Here is an 18,602-nt window from a genome sequence, read left to right as displayed (position 1 = left end):
AAAGCCAAAGCAGAAGCAGAGGCCAAAGCAAGACTAGAAGCCGACGCAAAAGCAAAAGCAGATGCCGAAGCTCAAGCTAAGTTGGCCGCTCTAAATAAACCTAAGGATGAGAATTCCAAATCAATGGATAAAATTGCCGAGACTCTTGATATGGCCGGTAAAACGCAACAACAATTATTGTCTCAGTTGAACGAGAAAGTGAAACTGAAAGAAAAAGAACTCCAGGATTTAAAAACGGAGAACGATTTAAGTGATAAAGGAATTGCGAGTGCCCCAAAACCATTTAAGAGCGCCGCTGCTCAAAATGCAGAGCTTGATAACTTAAAGGCTGAAATTGCAATAGTAAATCAAAATCAGAATCAATTATTGAGTAACTTTAAGGCATTGTATGAGGAGCGAATTAAAAAAGTGCCAAACAAGAACGATGCCCTTACTTTAAGCTACTTGCAAAGTATAGAGCAATTAAAAGCAGAGCAAGCAAAAGCGGAATTGTCTAACAAAAACTTGTTAGCTACGCTAGAACAAATTAAAGTAGATACAGAAATAGAGAAAAAACGCCGTATCAAGCGTGCGAATTTCCAAAATGAAGACGATCGTTTTGCCAGAGATCAGGAAACCTTAAAACGTATTAAGGAGACAACTAAACTCAGTGCAACACCATTGAAACCAGAAGATTTTGATTTTGGTAACGAGCAGTTGAACATGCAGATTATTAAGAACATTAAAAATGTGGAAACAGGATATTATATTGTTTATGCGGTTCATGCAGACGTTGCAAAACGAGATGCATTCTTAACCAAAACTGTTGCGGCAGGAGAAAATAAGGTGAATTTCTTCTTTGATGTGAAGTCTTCTAATTATTTCATTTACACAACACGTTTTGATGTTTTAGAGGAGGCGACTAAAACATTAGAGTCAAGAGGAAACAAGCCTTACAATGCGAAAATGGTTGTTATAAAAGTTGAAAATTAGACGAGAACAAAGACTGGGATCTTTGATTAATTTAATAAAAGCAACAACCGTTAGAGAATATTAAAATTGGAATTTAAAAATAAATAAGAAAGATCTGTCTAGTAGATTTCCCCATTTACTAGGCTTATGCTTTAAAAATACCACAATCATGAAAAAAACTACTTTTTTAAAAGTAATCCTACTTACTTTTATGTTTTTGCAAAGTTTTTTGTCGTTTTCACAAAACGAATTAGCTTATGTTTTTTCACCTGATAAAGATAATTTATCTGATTCTAGCAAATCAGGAATTGATGTTTTATGGGATAATAGTGAATTAGATAATACGGTTAAAAAAAGTGGTGTTACTGTTAGTCCAAGTGATAATCCGGTTATTAGATATGCGCAACTACCTTTTGCAGGGCAAGTTGCTATTTGCCCCGATAATAACAAGGAGTTACCAAAACTGTTTTTATGTGGAGGTAATGATTATAGAGATATTGTTACAGGAATAGACATGTCAACTGTTCAATCCATCACATGGCAGAGATTTATTTCTGGCGGTAGTTGTATTACGGTTTCTAATAGTGATTGTGCAAATGAATCTGCATCACCGTCTTGTTGGGTACAAATTGCAACAGGAGCTGATTATCGTGCCAATACAGCAGGACAATTTAGAGTTATTATTGTTGATTCTTTAGGAACTCCTTTCATACATTATTTCAACGTTTTTCAAAATAGTTTAATTCCTACTGCTGTATCAAAAAGTGATATTGTAACCTATGGAACTGGTTCTTGTCAAATTAATGGAAGAATAGTGGTAGGTGGTTTTGGTAGTGGTTATGAGTATAGTTTCACAACAGGTACAGCGCCAGGTGCTTGGCAAGATAGTAATATATTTACTACTAGTGTACCTGGGAATTACACGGCATTTATTAGAATAAAAGGGGTAGTAGGATCGTGTGTTTTTAAAGTAATAAATCAAATAATAAACAGAACTGAATTTGTAGCAAGTACCTCTATTGTCTCTCCTAAATGTAATGGTGCTTTAGGTAGTATTCAGGTTTCTGTAACCGATGTGAATCAGCAATATAAATATCAATTATTTAACAGTTCAAATGTTTTAGTGAGTACTTTTGGACCAACTAATGATATCACTTACACATTTACGGGTCTAAATGCAGGGAGTTACAGAGTAGTAACTACTGTAGAGGGAGTACCTTGTATGAGTGATACCAAGACTAATGTAACAGTTGCTAATCCTCCCGCTATATTAACATCAGGGGCAACAATAACTACTGCGTTAACTTCATGCAATACAGGCAGGATTACAATAACTAGAAGTGGAGGAACTGGTCCCTATAAATTTTTTGTAAATATTGATGGAGCAGGATTTGTAGAAAACACAACAAATATTATTATAGTAGAAAAGTCAGGAAGTTATGTTATACGAGTTATAGATGTAAATGGTTGTTCTGCAACTGATAAAACAGTTGTTGTTCCAGTTGTTGATAGACCTTTATATTCTATATCAAAAACAGATGGTAATTGTACGGGTACATTAGGACAAATTTCTGTAAATGTTTCAAATACAAATGGATATTATTTAGAATATAGTTTTAATAACGGTTCAAATTATAGTACAACAAATACAGTGAGTGGTCTATTACCTGAACAATACAATGTTATAGTAAGGTACAGAAAAGCAGGAGTAAATTCTGGAAATTTTTGTTCTGATCCTGTTGATGTAATAACAATAGGAGCTTCAACAGCACTTACTGCTTCTGCAGGAGTTGCAGAATTATCGGGTTGTGGACCTACTGGTAATGAATCGAAAGGTAGGGTTAGAATTACAAACCCACAAGGAGGAACTCCTTTTCCTGCTCCCAATCTTTATAGATACAGTTTTGATAATAAAGTTACTTGGATTACGTCAAACGAAGCTTTTATAAATCCAGGTGGTCCTTATACATTTTACATTCGAGATGCAAGTGGATGTGAATATGCAATGGGAGGTGTTATTTTAGATCCTAAACCGGACGCCCCTACTATTAGTGTTGACACTCCGGTTTTCAATTGTGACGGATCTGCAACAAGTACCGTTACAGTTACCAATAGTGGTAGTACACCTAAGTTTAGTTATGATTATTACATGGATGGTACCCTTAATACGGTTGCCCCTACAAATGTATTTACAAATGTAACTCAGGGAGATCATACTATAACTGTAAATTATAATGTATTAAGCGTACCTACCTATAGTGTTTTATTGCAAGAAGATTTTGGTAAAGGCGGATTTACCACAACTCCAGGTATAAATCCAGCTTATTGCTTTGAAGATGAATCAACACCGCATCCACCTGGTTGGTCATGCGGTAACATTAACGACTATACTATAAATGATGGTAAGTATGCTGTAGCTAGTAAAATTAAGACAACTTTTGGTGTTTGGCTTGTAGCGAATGATCATACGCTACCAGATGATCCTTTAGGTAGATTTTTGTGTGTAAACGTAGGGGGTTCAGCTGGTATTGGTGGTATTTTATATAGTAAACCAATACGAGATGTAATTCCTAACCAACCTGTAATTATTTCATTATGGGCACAAAATTTAATTAGATCAACTAGTCCAACTCTTGCGGATCCAAAATTAACGATTCAATTAGTTAATAATTTAAATGGAGTAGGAGGTACTGAAACAATAGTTGCTACTAGTGATCCAACTCCGGGAAATACTAATCCTTGGGTAGTACCAAAATCAAATCAATGGGAGTTTAGAGATTTATCATTAAATCCAGGTGCTTTTAACAACCTAAGTTTTGTTATACGGTCTTATAGCAATGAGTTTAATGGTAATGATGTACTTATTGATGACATTTTGGTTCGACAAATTCCAAAATCATGTAATACAGTTGCTTCTTTTCCTATAGTTGTTGATGGTAGCAAGGCCTTTTCGGCTAGTATTATAGGTTTTAAAGATGTAAGATGTAGTGGTCAAACAAATGGTGAGATTACTTTATCTGCTCGTAATTTTGATCCAGTAAAAGGTTTTCAATATCAGGTAGATGGTGGTTCTTGGATAACAGTAATACCTTCACCAGCAGCTACAACTGGAAGTGTAACCTTAACGAATTTAGCGGGTAAAATTTACAACATAAACATTCGCTATGACAACTCGGCAACTAGTTGTACTTTTGCTTTAGCTCAAGAAATCAAAATTCCATCCACTGTAACCGCTGCTGCTGCAATACTTACACCAGCAACGTGTACCACTGGGGCTACCATACGTGCAACCGGAGGTGGAGGTACTCCGGCCTATCAGTATGAATTACGTGCAGCTAACGGTACTACCGTTATTACTGCTTTTAATAATAATCGAGATTTTACTAATGTTCCAGCAGGAGATTATACGGTATTTGTAACAGATGCAAATGGCTGTACCAACCCAACTGGAGTGGCAATACAAGTATTAGCGGCTCCAGCAGTAACTGCTACACTGTCTACTACTACTGATTATTGCTATACTACCGCTAATCCAGCAACTCTTGTTATCAATGTTAATGGAGGAACAGGGCCGTTTACCTATCAATTAGATTCGAATGGAAGCGATAGCTCAGCTGCTACAACTTATTCTTATGCAAATGTTACGCCGGGTACACACACTATTTTAGTGACTGATAGTAACAATTGTACAGCAACAATTTCTAATATTGTTATTGCCCCACAAATTGCTTTCAATGTGTCCTTAATCAATGATTTAACGTGTTTAGTTGATGCCTCTATTGGTAATCCAGTGATTACAAACGGATACGGCGCACCATACACCTACACGGTATCACGTGATTCAGGAACTCCTACTGCAGTGACTTCATTCCCATACACTGCAACGCAATCGGGTAGCTATGTATTCACGGTGACAGACAGCCGTGGTTGCCCTGCAACAAGTAATCCTATTGTAGTAACACCAAAAACTACCCCTGCCTTAACTTTTGGTAAAACAAATGTAACATGTATTGGGCTGAGTGACGGAACCATTACCATAACGCCATCTGGTGGCTTTACTACAACTTATACCTATGCTATAAAATTAAGCACAGTTACCACCTATACTACTCAAGCTACGAACCAGTTTATCGGTTTAGCTGCAGGTACCTATAACATAAAAGTGATTGATAGTAAAGGCTGTGAGTCTGCGGTGACTAATGTTATTATTGCTAATCCAACCGTAATTACTGCAAGTTTAGGTGCAACAGATATAAAATGTAGTATTACAGGAACTGTACCAGCAGTAGTAACTGTAACCGCATCTGGCGGAACAGGTACTTTACAATACAGTTTTAATGGAACAACAAATTTCACTACTTCTAATACGTTTAGCACTGCAACAGCAGGACCGGTAACGGCTTATGTAAAAGATGCTAATAATTGCCAAATAGGACCTTTATCAATAGCTATTGATGCAATTGATCAAATCACAGATATAACCATTACTGATAGTGGCTACGATTGTTCTACAACTCCTGCAGGAGGAAACATAAATATAGCGGCAGTAAAAACAGATGTTTCTGCACCTATACGTTATCAAATTATTTCAGGACCTGCTGGTTTTAGTACCGCAATAAATTCTTCAGGTACTTTTCAAGGTTTAGCTCCTGGAAATTATGTTTTTCAAGCACTAGATATCAAAACGGATTGTTTCTTTAGAAAATCTTACACTGTAAATGGTGCTCCAGATATTGTAGCTGGAGGAAGTGTGCTTACACCAATCTCTTGTTTTGGTGGTACGGGAACAATTCAGTTTACAGTAAGTGGTGTAAAAGATAGAGGCTACAATTATATCATTAGAAATGCTGCTAACGCTACAATTCAAAATGCTAATAATGTTAGTGAAACCATTACAACAATTAACGTCCCTACTGCACAACCCGCAGGTGTGTACACAATTACCGTAACCGATAGAAAAACATTATGTTCAGATGATTATAGTATCACACTAACACAACCTACAGCATTAACTATTACAAGTGCGACAGCTACAAATGTCTTTTGCTCTAATTTCAATTCACAAATTACGGTTTTAGCTACGGGCGGAACAACTAATTATACCTATGCAGCAGTAAGAAACCTTACACCAGCTTCAACTCCAGCACCAGCTGCAGGAGCGTATGCTAATGGATCAGTTTTAACCGTAGATACTAGTTCTGGAACAAATTTACAATGGATTGTGTATGTAAAAGATGCTAATGGTTGTACTACAACAAGAAATGTAACCGTGATTTTAGATCCTTTACCAGCCGTTACAGCAGTTGTAAACAATCAATGTTCGGCTTCTGGAAGTACGTTTACCATTACAGCTACGCCATCAACTACAAGTTTGACTCCCTTAACTTACGGGATTGCGGGACCAACAGGAGGATTCCAAATAAGTCCAACATTTACTGTTGCTGCAGGAACGTACACGGTATATATCAAAGATAAAAATGGTTGTGTAGTAGCAGCACCAACACCTACAACTGTATTTCCTCAGTTGACAGTTAATGGTGCGGTAACGAAGACTTTAGATTGTAATACAGCTGGTCCTAATGCGACCATTACTGCTACTATAACTGGAGGAAAAGCCAATTATAATTATGTGATTACCAATGGTGTTGGTACTACAGTGGCTTCAGGCAGTGGAGTTACTGGACCAACTATTACCTATACAGGAGCAGCCGCAGATACATATACGGTTACGGTTACTGATACTAATACACCAGGTTGTACTGCTTCTACCACTATCAAAGTAGATCCAATTACGCCTCCTACTGTGGCTGTAGCCACTCAAGTCAATGTAAGTTGTAATGGTGGTAATGACGGATCAGTTACTTTAATTGGTTCAGGTGGATCAGGAGGTTATCAGTATAGTAACAACGCTACTTCAGGATTTACAGCTACTGCAACCTTTAGTGGGTTAACTGCCGCAGGTTCTCCTTATACTTTTTATGTAAAAGATAGTAAAGGTTGTATCGGTTCTAGAAACGTTATTATTACAGAGCCAACAGCTTTAGCATTAAATGCTAGTATTACCACTCCTTATACGTGTGACGGTCCGGCAACCATTACTGCTTCAGCTTCAAATGGAAATGGAGGATTTACATACGTGTTAACAAGAGGTACTACAACAGTAGCTACAAATACTACAGGGGTTTTCCCTAATTTGAGTGTAGCAGGAAGTTATACTGTAACAGTTACCGATGCCAAAGGATGTCCAATTACTTCGGCTGTTTTGCCAATTGTTGCTTTGACACCACCAACTGCAATGACGTTTACGAATACCGCGGTAACTTGTCCAGCTAATAAAACAGATATTATAATTGATACTGTCACAGGCGGTTCTGGAACCTTAGAATATAGTATTATTGCTCCAGCTAGTGCTGTGAGACCATATCAACCAGATACTACTTTTATTAATCTAGATCCTGGCGTAACCTATCGTTTTGAAGTTAGAGATGCTAAAAATTGTACGTTCTCTGCAACCTATTCTGTACCAGTATTGCCAACGCTCTCTGCAAGCGGCGTAGTGGTAAATAATGTAACATGTTTTGGTGATAGCGATGGATCTGTTCGTTATACTGTTGGTGGATTTGGTAACAATACACCTTATTTTTATACTATAGATGGCGTTTTACCTGCAACTACAGGAACTTCACCAGCTACAGGAACTACATTTGATATTTTAGCCAGCGGTTTAGCGGCGGGTGCTCATGTCATTGTGGTTACTAATGACAATACTAAATGTCCTGTATCGACTTCAGTAACAGTAGCAGCACCAAGTGCACCTTTAGCAATTACTGCTCCAACTATTTCTCCTATTACGTGTACTGCATTAACAGCAAGTATTACTATTAATACAACTGGTGGATGGGGATCTAATAGTTATACAGTAACAGGAACAGTACCTGTAGTGGCTCCTGTAACTCAAACAACTAGAACTTTTAACAATCTGGCCGCTGGTGATTATACCGCTACCGTTACAGATGTAAGGGGTTGTTCCCGTTCAATAAATTTTACAATTGCATCATACACCGCACTTGTAGTAACTCCAACAGTTACTGCGGCATGTTCTGTTGCAGGAAATACAAATGAAATTGTAGCTACAGCCACAGGTGGTTCAGGTACTTATACGTACTCTATCAATACGGGTGTTGCTCCAACTGGGCCTTTATTAAATACCTTTAACGTTGCTCCAGGCAACTATATTATTACGGTACGAGATGCTTTTGGATGTATTGATACAGAAACAGTTACTGTTAGTGAAGTATTAACAGCAACGGCTGTTAGAACCAAAGACATTACTTGCTCACCTTCTCAAGAAGCTACTATTAGAGTAACCATTTTTGGTGGAGGTTCACCTTTTTCATATAGAGTAAGAACTTTGCCAAGCGCGTACAGCGGTGGTCCAATATCATTTACGGGTACCTCATTTATTTATACTGCTCCTGGAATACTTGGTGCAACATATGAATTTGAAATTACAGATGCTAATGGTTGTGTTATCACGACTAATAATGTTATCACTAATTCAACTACACCTGTTAACGCTACAGCAACGGTGACAAACTTAACTTGTTTTCAATCAGGAAATGGTGCAGTAACTATAAACCCGACAGCTGGTCTCGCTCCATTTGAATATAGTTTTAATGGTTCAGCTTTTTCATCAATTTCTTCATATTCTAATTTGGCAGCTTCTCCAGTAACTGGTTATCCTTACATCGTGAGAGATAGTAAAGGGTGTTTGTTCAATGGTTTTGCAGTTGTTAATGAACCCAACCAAATTAATTTTACAGTTTCTAAGGTTGATATGACATGTAGTGCTGCAATCGTTTTAGGTTCAGTTACAGTTAATCCAATTACAAATGGTTTTGGACCTTTTAACTATCTGTTAAGAAACCTTACTACAGGACAGATGATTACCTACAATGAGCCTACAGGAGCAAGTTATACTTTTCCTAATTTAAGTTTTGGTAATTATGAGATTATAGTAACAGATTCTCAAGGTTGCTCAAATACACGTACTGCGCAAGTACTTGCTCCACCAGATGATTTAGTTATAGATTTATCTGCTGTAGCAGACTGTACAAATGGAGCAACTATAATTGTGAGTATTAATCCTTTGGTTGTTCCTCCAACACCTAATTATGTATTTGGTATATATAATTTACCTACTGCGCCATTTAGTACCAGTCTATTACCTCCGGATGGAGCTGCATCGCCTGCGAACATGCGAAGAACTTTTACAAACCTTACACCAGGTGTGGTGTATACCTTTGTGGTTAGGGACAATATAACAGGTTGTTATTATTTTGAAACAGCTGTAGGTCCTGTGCCTCCAGTAACTCCATTGACGTCTAGTCCTATTGTTGCAAACAATGTGGCTTGTACGGGTACTGCTACGGGAAGTGTAACCTTTACTTTAAATAATTATACTGCAACAGCCGTTAATTGGGAAATATTTAGGAACCAAACCAATGCTTCTACCGGAATTACAGGATCAGTAGTAACACCGGCGCCGTCAACGATAACAACTCCGCCAGGCTTAACGCCAGGGCAGTACTATATTACGTTTACTGAAGTTGGCGGTTCAAATCCAGGTTGTACAAGTGCATCTGCTGTTTTTACCATAACAGAGTCTCCAGTTCTTTTGGATTTAAACGTTACTGCAACTAAAAATGACAATTGCAAAACTAACGCAGGTGAAATTGTTGGCGTTGCAAATGGAGGTACATCACCATATTTATATCAAATAGTTGTTGATAATGGCCCTATAGGACTTGATGCTACAGATACTCCATTGATTAGTAGCGATTTTGTATCTCCTACACATATCCCAAGTACCTTTAATGTAGAATCAGGAAATTACCTTGTTTGGGTTAAAGATAGTAGAGGCTGTATAATTAATAAACCAGTAACAGTTTTACTTGACCCAGAACCAGTTATTGATTTAACAGTACTAGATGTTTGTGCAGTTGAAGGAGCTTTTGCAGTAGATGTAACCTTAACTTCACCAGGTGTAGGTCCATACAAGATTTCGGTAAACGGAGGCGATTACGAAGATGTGATCTCTTTCCCTTATCCTGTTACTGGTTTGAGTTCAGGGCCTCAAACAATTGTTGTGATAGATGCCAATGGTTGTACTTCTAATAGTGCAACTGTAACGTTGACTAAAAAATTATCTGTAATTGCAGAACGCACCAAAGAGTTAGATTGTACAACTTCGCCAGATGGATTAATTACAGTGACCGTATCGGATGGATTATTTACATCATCTGATACTACACCTGATTTTAGATATGAAGTATCTATTAACGGCACGCCATATTTAGCACCAGTTAATTTTGCTAATGATACAAGATTATTAACATACCCAGTAACAACAGCGGGTACGTATCAATTTAGAATTACTGATTTAAATGGATGTTTTGTTGAGAGTACGATTGTTACTATGGTGGCACCAACAGCAGTTGTTTATACAGCAACTCCTACTGCTCCAAGTTGTACGGGAACGCAAGGAAATAGTGCAAATGGCACGATCGATATCGTTTTGGATGCATCTAATGATAATCCACAGTATACATATTCAATTACAAGGACAGCACCCACGGCGGCGCCGACTGTAACGCAATCTACAGGACTATTTACGGGATTAATTGCGGGTACTTATAATGTTCTTGTAACTTCAGCTAAAGGTTGTTCAACTCCAAATATAATTGTCGTTCCAGATCCAACCCCAGTTGTTGCTTCTTTGACTTCTTTATCTGCCTTTACGTGTTCTCCAACCAATACACCAAACGTAACGGTGGTAACTCTTGGGGCAAGTGGTGGTGCAGGCACCATGCTTGCAGATTACACCTTTAGTAGGGATAATAGCAACTGGTCATCGATAAATACTTTTGATGTTATTGATACTGGAGCTCCACAAAACCTAACGTTTTATGCTAAAGATGCGAATGGCTGTATTGATGATATTATTGTTGCAATAGCTGCATTCCCTAAATTGGTTTCGGCTGTTGCGAGTTTAGGTACTCAAGCTGATTGTCCTACTCCTACAGAAATAATTAATGTATCAATTACTGGTGGTGCTACTTCTACTAATTTCAGCTATCAAGTTGCTATTGATGGAGGAATTTATGGTGCGCTAGTACCAATTACCGCTGGTGCTACTTCATTCACTTATCCTGCTACATCTATAGGAAGTTTTTATGAATTTAAAATAACGGATAATACAACGGGTTGTAGTATTATTTCAAATGCGTATACTGTTCCAGTATTCAATAAAATGACTGTAACCGCAACTACTGCTGCAAATGTAGATTGTGCTACAAATGCAACGGGTGCTATAGAAATTAATATTGGCAATTATACTGGTCCTTATAATTATACTATATGGTTAGGTGGTGTTGCAACAGCATTTACAGGTTCAGGAAATACCTCAACTAATCCATTTGTACTTCCTCACGGTTTAGTTGCAGGAAATAATTACACCGTAGTGATTGCCCAAACGGTGTATCCAACTTGTACAGTTACTTCTAATCCTGTGGACATTACTGAGCCATTGGCTTTAGATTTGACTAACCTTATTGTTAACGTTAAAAATCAAAATTGTAACTCTACAGGAGCTATACTTACTGTTGATGATACTACTATTGCTGGAGGTACACGAGGCTTTGAATTTGCTTTTGTACCTGCTGGAATGAGTCCTATAGGATTTTACTCGACTTCAGTAACCAAAACAATTGCCACGTCAGCAACAGCTGCAACGCCTGATTTAATCGATGTATACGTAAAAGATGCTAACGATTGTTTCGGTTTTGTAAGAGTACCTATTTCATTAGATGCCGAGCCATCTATTGGCGCGCCATTAGCAGTTTGTAATACAGGTGCACCAATTAATATTGATCTATCCTTATTATCAACAGTTCCGGTAGGTCCTGCACAATTTTATACCGTAAATGGTTCAAATCAAACCAATGCAACTTATACCATTACTGCTCCAGGCACTTATAATTTTAGTGTAACTGATGCAAATGGATGTATTTCGAATGTAGTTTCATATATTTTACGTCCTCAACTGACCTTGCAAGCGGATATGACACAAGATTTAACGTGTCCTGCACCAGCTAGCATTACCCTTGTACCTGACGGAGGAACTACTGTGTACACTACCTTTGAAGTTAATATTAACAATGGTGGTTATAATGTAATTGCTGGTTCTCCTTACACAACATCAACAGCAGGTACTTATAAATTTAGAGTGACTGATTCTCAAGGATGTCAAGCAGAATCACAAGACGTGATTGTAACCCCTAATACTACTCCTACGGCTACTGCAGCTTTTACAAATGTGAGTTGTATAGGAGCTACAGATGGAACAATTACCTTGACACCATCTGGAGGCAATGTGGCTTATGAATACAGTCTTAACGGAGGAACGTATCAATCATCGAATGTATTTAGTGGTTTAGGTGTGGGTCCTTATTCTATAGTGGTTAGAGATGCTAAATTGTGTGTTTCGACACCAATTCTAGTAACTATAGGTAATCCGGCTGCATTAACTGCAACGGCTACTGTAACACCATTTGGTTGTGATACGGCTAATGCACCTATTGATGCAGTAGTAACTATTATTCCAACAGGAGGAACGGGTGTTTATAGCTATAGTATTAATGGAGGATTTGTGTATCAAAATTCGCCTTCCTTTACCGTAAATACAGCACAAACTATAAATTATATAGTAAAAGACGCAAATGGTTGTACGTTTCCTGGCTCAGCAAATGTACTTCCGTATACACCACCAACGGATATGGATCTTGTGGCTACTCCTATTTATTGTAACACACCCGGAGCAGTTGCAACGGTTACAGTAAATACGGTAACAGGTGGTGTAGGTCCGTTTGTATTTGAAATTATTTTACCTACAACTGCTACCACTGCACCAAGTGCGCCTAGTAGTACGCCATTTAGTTTTACAAATTTAGCACCTGATACGTATACGATTAAAGCTACAGATGCTAACGGTTGTAGTACGACTAAAGCAATTCTTGTAGAAGAGGCGGATAAAATTGCGGTAACAGCTCAACTCATCAATAACGTGTATTGTACTACTGATAGTACAGGTATTATTGAGTTTACGGTTACTGATTATATCACCCCAGCAAATTATAGTTTCAATTTATCGCCAAATTTAGGAGCAATGACCCAAGTAGGAGATGTAATCCGTTACACTGGAGTTCCAGCGGGTGCATACACCTTTACAGTTACGGACAATACCTCTGGTTGTGCGGCATCAATAAGTAACTTTGCAGTTACTGAGCCTGCGTTAGCACTTGACTTTAACAGTTCGGCTACAAATACCAACTGTACTACAGATGAAGCTACAATTACGGTTACGGCATCAGGTGGAACATTAAATTATAAGTATGCAGTGGCACTAGCTACAGCGGGTGCTCCAGCAACAACTGCGTATAGTTTAAGCAATACACTTCTTGTTGACACAAACAATGGTACCGATGTAAACTGGATTGTTTACGTAATGGATGCAAATGATTGTGCTATCAACAAACCACTAACCATTCTAGCAGATGTGAATCCATCTAATATCACTGTGGCTACCTACAGCGAATGTCCAGATACACTAACTGGAACCTACACATTTACTATTAACCCGCCAACGGGTGTAGCTCCGTTTACCTATAGTATAGGCGGAGGTTTTCAAACAAGTCCTACATTTGTAGTAAATGCACCAGGAAGCTATAATGTTACTGTAAAAGATGCCAATGGTTGTCCAACAACTGTACCGGCACTAGTGGTGATACGTCAACCATTGATCCTTACACCAGTGGTGAGCATTCCAGTATCTTGTACTGGCGGTGACGGACAAATAACGGTAAGCACTACAGGAGGTTCAGGAAACTATGAGTACAATATTGATGGTGGTCCTTTTGCAGCAGTAACGGGGTTCAATCTAGTTGCAGCAGGAAACCATATTATTGGTGTTCGTGATACAACAACTTTATGTGAAGCATTTGTTCCAGTAAACTTGCAAGCGGCTACGGATATCACGGGATTTGCATTGGCTAAAACCGATGTAACGTGCAATGGCGGAAGCGATGGAACAATTAGAGCAACTATAGCAACGCCAGCACCGGGCGTTAATGATAACCCAGTATACTTGTATAGCCTTAACTCAGGATTACCGCAAGCTTCAAACGTGTTTAGTAATTTAGCAGCAGGACCGTATACGGTTAGAGTGATTTCTAGTAGAGGTTGCGATGCTACGGAAACAATTACTGTAGGAGAACCAGGATTAATTACGGTTCCAGCACCAACTATTTTACAGTTTGGTTGTACTTCTGGAAACATTGATAACCTTGCCACAATCACCGTTACTGGTGTAGGAGGAGGATCTTTAACATATCTAAATTATGAGTTCATTAAAGTAGGAACTCCTAATACTATTGTACAATTTAGTACAAGTAATGTTTATCAAGAGTCTAACTTAGCAGGTGGTGATTATATTGTAAATGTATATGATGATAAGGGTTGTGTTGGTACAAATACCGCGAGAATCAATCCATTTATAGGTATTGATTTTGCAAGTCCTTCAGGAGTTACTGTTACTCGCGCAATAACTTGCGTAAACAATGAAGATATTCAGGTTAATGCAACGTTTACAGGTGGTTCACCAGTTATATTAGATTATACTATCGTAGCAACACCTTCAAATGTCATACCTTATGTTTCTGTTACGAACAATACAGGTCAATTCACTGATTTAACTGTGGGTAGTTACACTATTACGGTAGTAAATCCTGCTACAGGTTGTGTAATTAGAACTATTCATATTGTGAATGAGCCGAATACGTTTGATCTAGTGGCCAGCAATATTCAAAATGTGGTATGTTTTGGTACTACTACTGGAAGTGTTGATTTAACTTTTGTTGATAATCAATTAAATCCTAGTGATGACGCAGGTGCTTTTGAATACACCATTACTGACCCTACTGGTACGACCAGTCCAGTACTTACATCTACTAGTGCAAATATCACAATTCCAAATTTACTTGTTGGTTTTTACACTGTATCTGCAAGATTGTTGGCTTTGCCTTCTTGCGACGTGGAGACATCTTTCACTATTGAAGGACCTGTTACAGATTTAACACTATCTGTTTCACAAACACCAATAACTTGTGATCCAGGGAATGATGGTTCAATCACAGCTACAGGTGATGGAGGTTGGCCAGGAAGTTATCAATATGAATTAGTAGGAGTAACACCAGGATCAGTAAGTGTTCCTTTATCTTATCAATTTAAGTTTGAAAACCTTACGCCAGGAACTTATAATGTGAATGTGGTTGATACTGGTGGATGTACTGAGACGGTTACTGTTACTTTAAGTAATCCAACACCAATTATTTTTACTGCAGCTGCAACTGCACCAATATTAGCTTGTAACGGTGATAATAATGGTGAAATAGTTGTAAACGCACCAACAGGAGGACAGGGTAGTAATTATTCTTATATTTTGAATTATGTTTCAGCTAATCCTGTATTTTCTTCTGCTCCACAAACTACACCAGTATTTTCAGGTTTGGTTGCAGGCAATTACACTGTTACTGTAATAGATGGTTTAGGATGTATTTCTGTACCTTCTGCTACGATTACAATTAATGAGCCAACGAAGGTTGAACCATTATTAGTTTTGACATCAGGAATAACATGTATTAATGATGCTACTGTAACTTTAAGTGCAACTGGTGGATCTGGTCCTTATGATTACAGTACTGATGCAAATTTTGTGTCAACATTAGGATCGTTTGTATCATCGATTACTTTCTCTGTTGGATTAGGAGATCATCAATACTATGTAAGAGATGCTAATAATTGTGTTAGTAATCTATCTAATAACGTTGCTATTGTTGCATTAGATCCTTTAGAACTTTCTAAGAAAGATGTGACTGTTGTATTGTGTAGAGGTAGTAATACAGGATCTATAGATGTTCAAGCAGTAGGTGGACTTGGTAATTACATGTACACGTTACTAGATAGTACTAATAATGTGATAAGACCTGCTCAATCAAGTGGTTTCTTTGAATTTTTATCAGTAGGGAATTATGTGGTGAGAGTTGATAGTGGAGATTGTGTACTGAACAGTGAAGTTTTCAATATTACAGAACCACCTACAGCATTAACGATTGATTCTGTTGTGCAAACTGATGTTACTTGTGCAGGGGAAAGAAATGGTAGCTTAACGATAACTACTTCTGGAGGAACAGGTAAAATTTCGTTTACGATTACACCTAATCCAGATCAAACTTTTGATGCAGATGCAAATGGGGATATTGTTTTTGATAACTTACGACCAGGTGTATATGATTTTACAGTGCAAGATCAAAACGGGTGTTTCAACCCGTCAAGAAGAGTAATAATCGGAGAGCCAGGATCTGTATTCGCTAATGTAATTGCTAACAGCGCAATTCCAGAAGTTTGTGCTGGTGATGCTGACGGAGCATTTAGTTTGAACATTACTGGAGGAGTTGCTCCATATAGCGTAAGTTTAAATAATAGGAACGGAACCTACACTACAGGAACGCTTACACAAACACAGTTTGATTTCAGTGGTTTATCTGGAAACGAACAAATTGTGTACATACGTGATGCTAATGGTTGTGAAAGCGATATTTCTATTATGTTAGGAGAACCAGTAACGCTTAATCCTGTAGCAGATGTGAACTATGATTGTGTGAACAACAGTCAAGTAAACTCAGTAACCATTACGGTAGCCGTTGGAAACGCGCCTGCTGATTTAGATTACTCGCTTGATGGATTAGCTTTCCAATCTAGTAATGTATTCAATAACTTGAGTGCAGGTAGACATACTGTTGATGTAAGGCATACTAACGGTTGTATTAAGCAAGTAATCTTTAATGTAGATCAAATAAATCCAATTACAATCAGCTTATCAGATGGTGGATTGAATGAGATCGTTTCTACTGTTTCAGGAGGTTTTGGTAACTACCAATACAGCTTAAACGGAGAGCCTCAAGGAAGTCAAGGTAATTTCATCATTTACAAATCGGGTGATTACACGGTGACGGTTACTGATGCCAATGGTTGTTCTGCAACGGCTACTCGTTACTTTGAGTTCATTGATATTAAGATTCCAAATGTGTTTACACCAAATGGGGACGGTAATAATGATACTTGGGCTCCAACAAATACAATTAATTACAAAGATTTAATCTTTGAAGTATTTGACAGATACGGCCGTAAAATAGGCACATACAGAGAAGGTCAGTCTTGGAATGGTAAATACAACGGAAATGAATTACCTTCGGGAGATTACTGGTACATCCTTAGATTAAGAAATGTACAAGATGCTCGAGAATTTGTTGGACATTTCACATTGTACAGATAATATAGAGAATTGCATATGTTCTCAAAAAAAATAGTAAAATGAAAAAAATCATCCTTTCAATGTTGCTCTTGGTGGTGGGTTCAAGCCACGGCCAAGAGTTAAACTTGCCCGTTTTTACGCAATATCTTGCGGATAATCCTTTTGTGGTTTCTCCTACTTTTGCCGGTATTGGGGATAACTTGAGGATACGTGCCAACGGCTTGACGCAGTGGGTAGGAATTAAAGGCGCACCTGAAAACCAATCTATTTATGCTGATTTTAGGGTAGCTGATCAATCAGGTGTGGGGATTTCTGCGTACAATGATAAAAACGGAAATACCATGCAACAAGGGATCAAAGCCTCTTTTGCACACCACATTATCTTGGATTATTATTCAAAGCAGTATTTGTCTTTTGGTATCTCGTATAACTTAAACACCTTTAAAATAGATGTTGATGCTTTACAACCTATCAATAATGACCCGACCATTAACAACAATAGGTTTGTGGCCAATAACAATTTTGATGTGGGTTTCTTATACCGCAACAAAGAGTATTACCTGAGTTTCAATGCCAGTAACATTTTAGACAAAGATATTGATCAATTTAGCGGAGTGGAGCCGAGCTTGGTTCGGAACTACCAAGTTTATTCGGGATATGTATTTAGAAGTAGAACCTACAACAGGTCAGAGTTTGAACCTTCAGTGTACTACCAATATTTTGCTAGTGACAAACGTTCTAGTACCGATATCAACATCAAGTATCGTAAATACGATCGTAATGATGATTATTTATGGGCAGGTGCATCGTACCGATTCTTAAACGATCAAATAGGAAAACCGCTTAACGTAGGCCCTATGGTAGGATTTAAGAAATCGAATTTTTATTTTGGGTATTCGTACCAAGTAATTTTGAATCGTTTAGGGAGTTTTAACTCTGGAACGCACGTTGTGACTATAGGTCTTGACTTCCTTCAAGGAGTAAGTGATTGCCCATGTACGCAAAACCCAATTATTGATTAAAGCAATGCACGAAACCCACTTACAATCCGATTGTCCCCACAATCGGATTTTTTGTTTCCATCCTTTAGGTTTGTTCAAAGCCGCTATTCTAAATGTAATTTTTTGGAAGCTAATGTAGCTCCGAAGCAGTGTTGTGTTATTAGTTCGTAATTGATAACGATTTCGTTAGTAACTAAAGTAGATTTTTTGGTTTTCACCAA

Annotated in this window: 2 protein-coding genes and 1 pseudogene; all 3 read left to right on the top strand. The window is 37.9% G+C overall.

The genetic code is table 11. The features are described from left to right. Positions 1 to 972, top strand: a pseudogene (locus IQ05_RS15370) (PorP/SprF family type IX secretion system membrane protein); the annotation flags it as partial. A 148-nt stretch (positions 973 to 1,120) separates the two neighbouring features. Further along, complete coding sequence (locus tag IQ05_RS12875; RefSeq protein ID WP_144893576.1) at positions 1,121 to 17,401, top strand: T9SS type B sorting domain-containing protein; 16,281 nt, start codon at positions 1,121 to 1,123, stop codon at positions 17,399 to 17,401. A 38-nt stretch (positions 17,402 to 17,439) separates the two neighbouring features. After that, positions 17,440 to 18,402: a PorP/SprF family type IX secretion system membrane protein gene (locus IQ05_RS12870; RefSeq protein ID WP_144893574.1), complete on the top strand. Its 963-nt coding sequence runs from the start codon at positions 17,440 to 17,442 to the stop codon at positions 18,400 to 18,402. Positions 18,403 to 18,602 lie beyond the last annotated feature (200 nt).

It is taken from the genome of Flavobacterium tiangeerense (genome assembly GCF_007830355.1).
GTDB lineage: Bacteria > Bacteroidota > Bacteroidia > Flavobacteriales > Flavobacteriaceae > Flavobacterium > Flavobacterium tiangeerense.
This window is presented reverse-complemented; position numbering and strand designations above follow the sequence as displayed.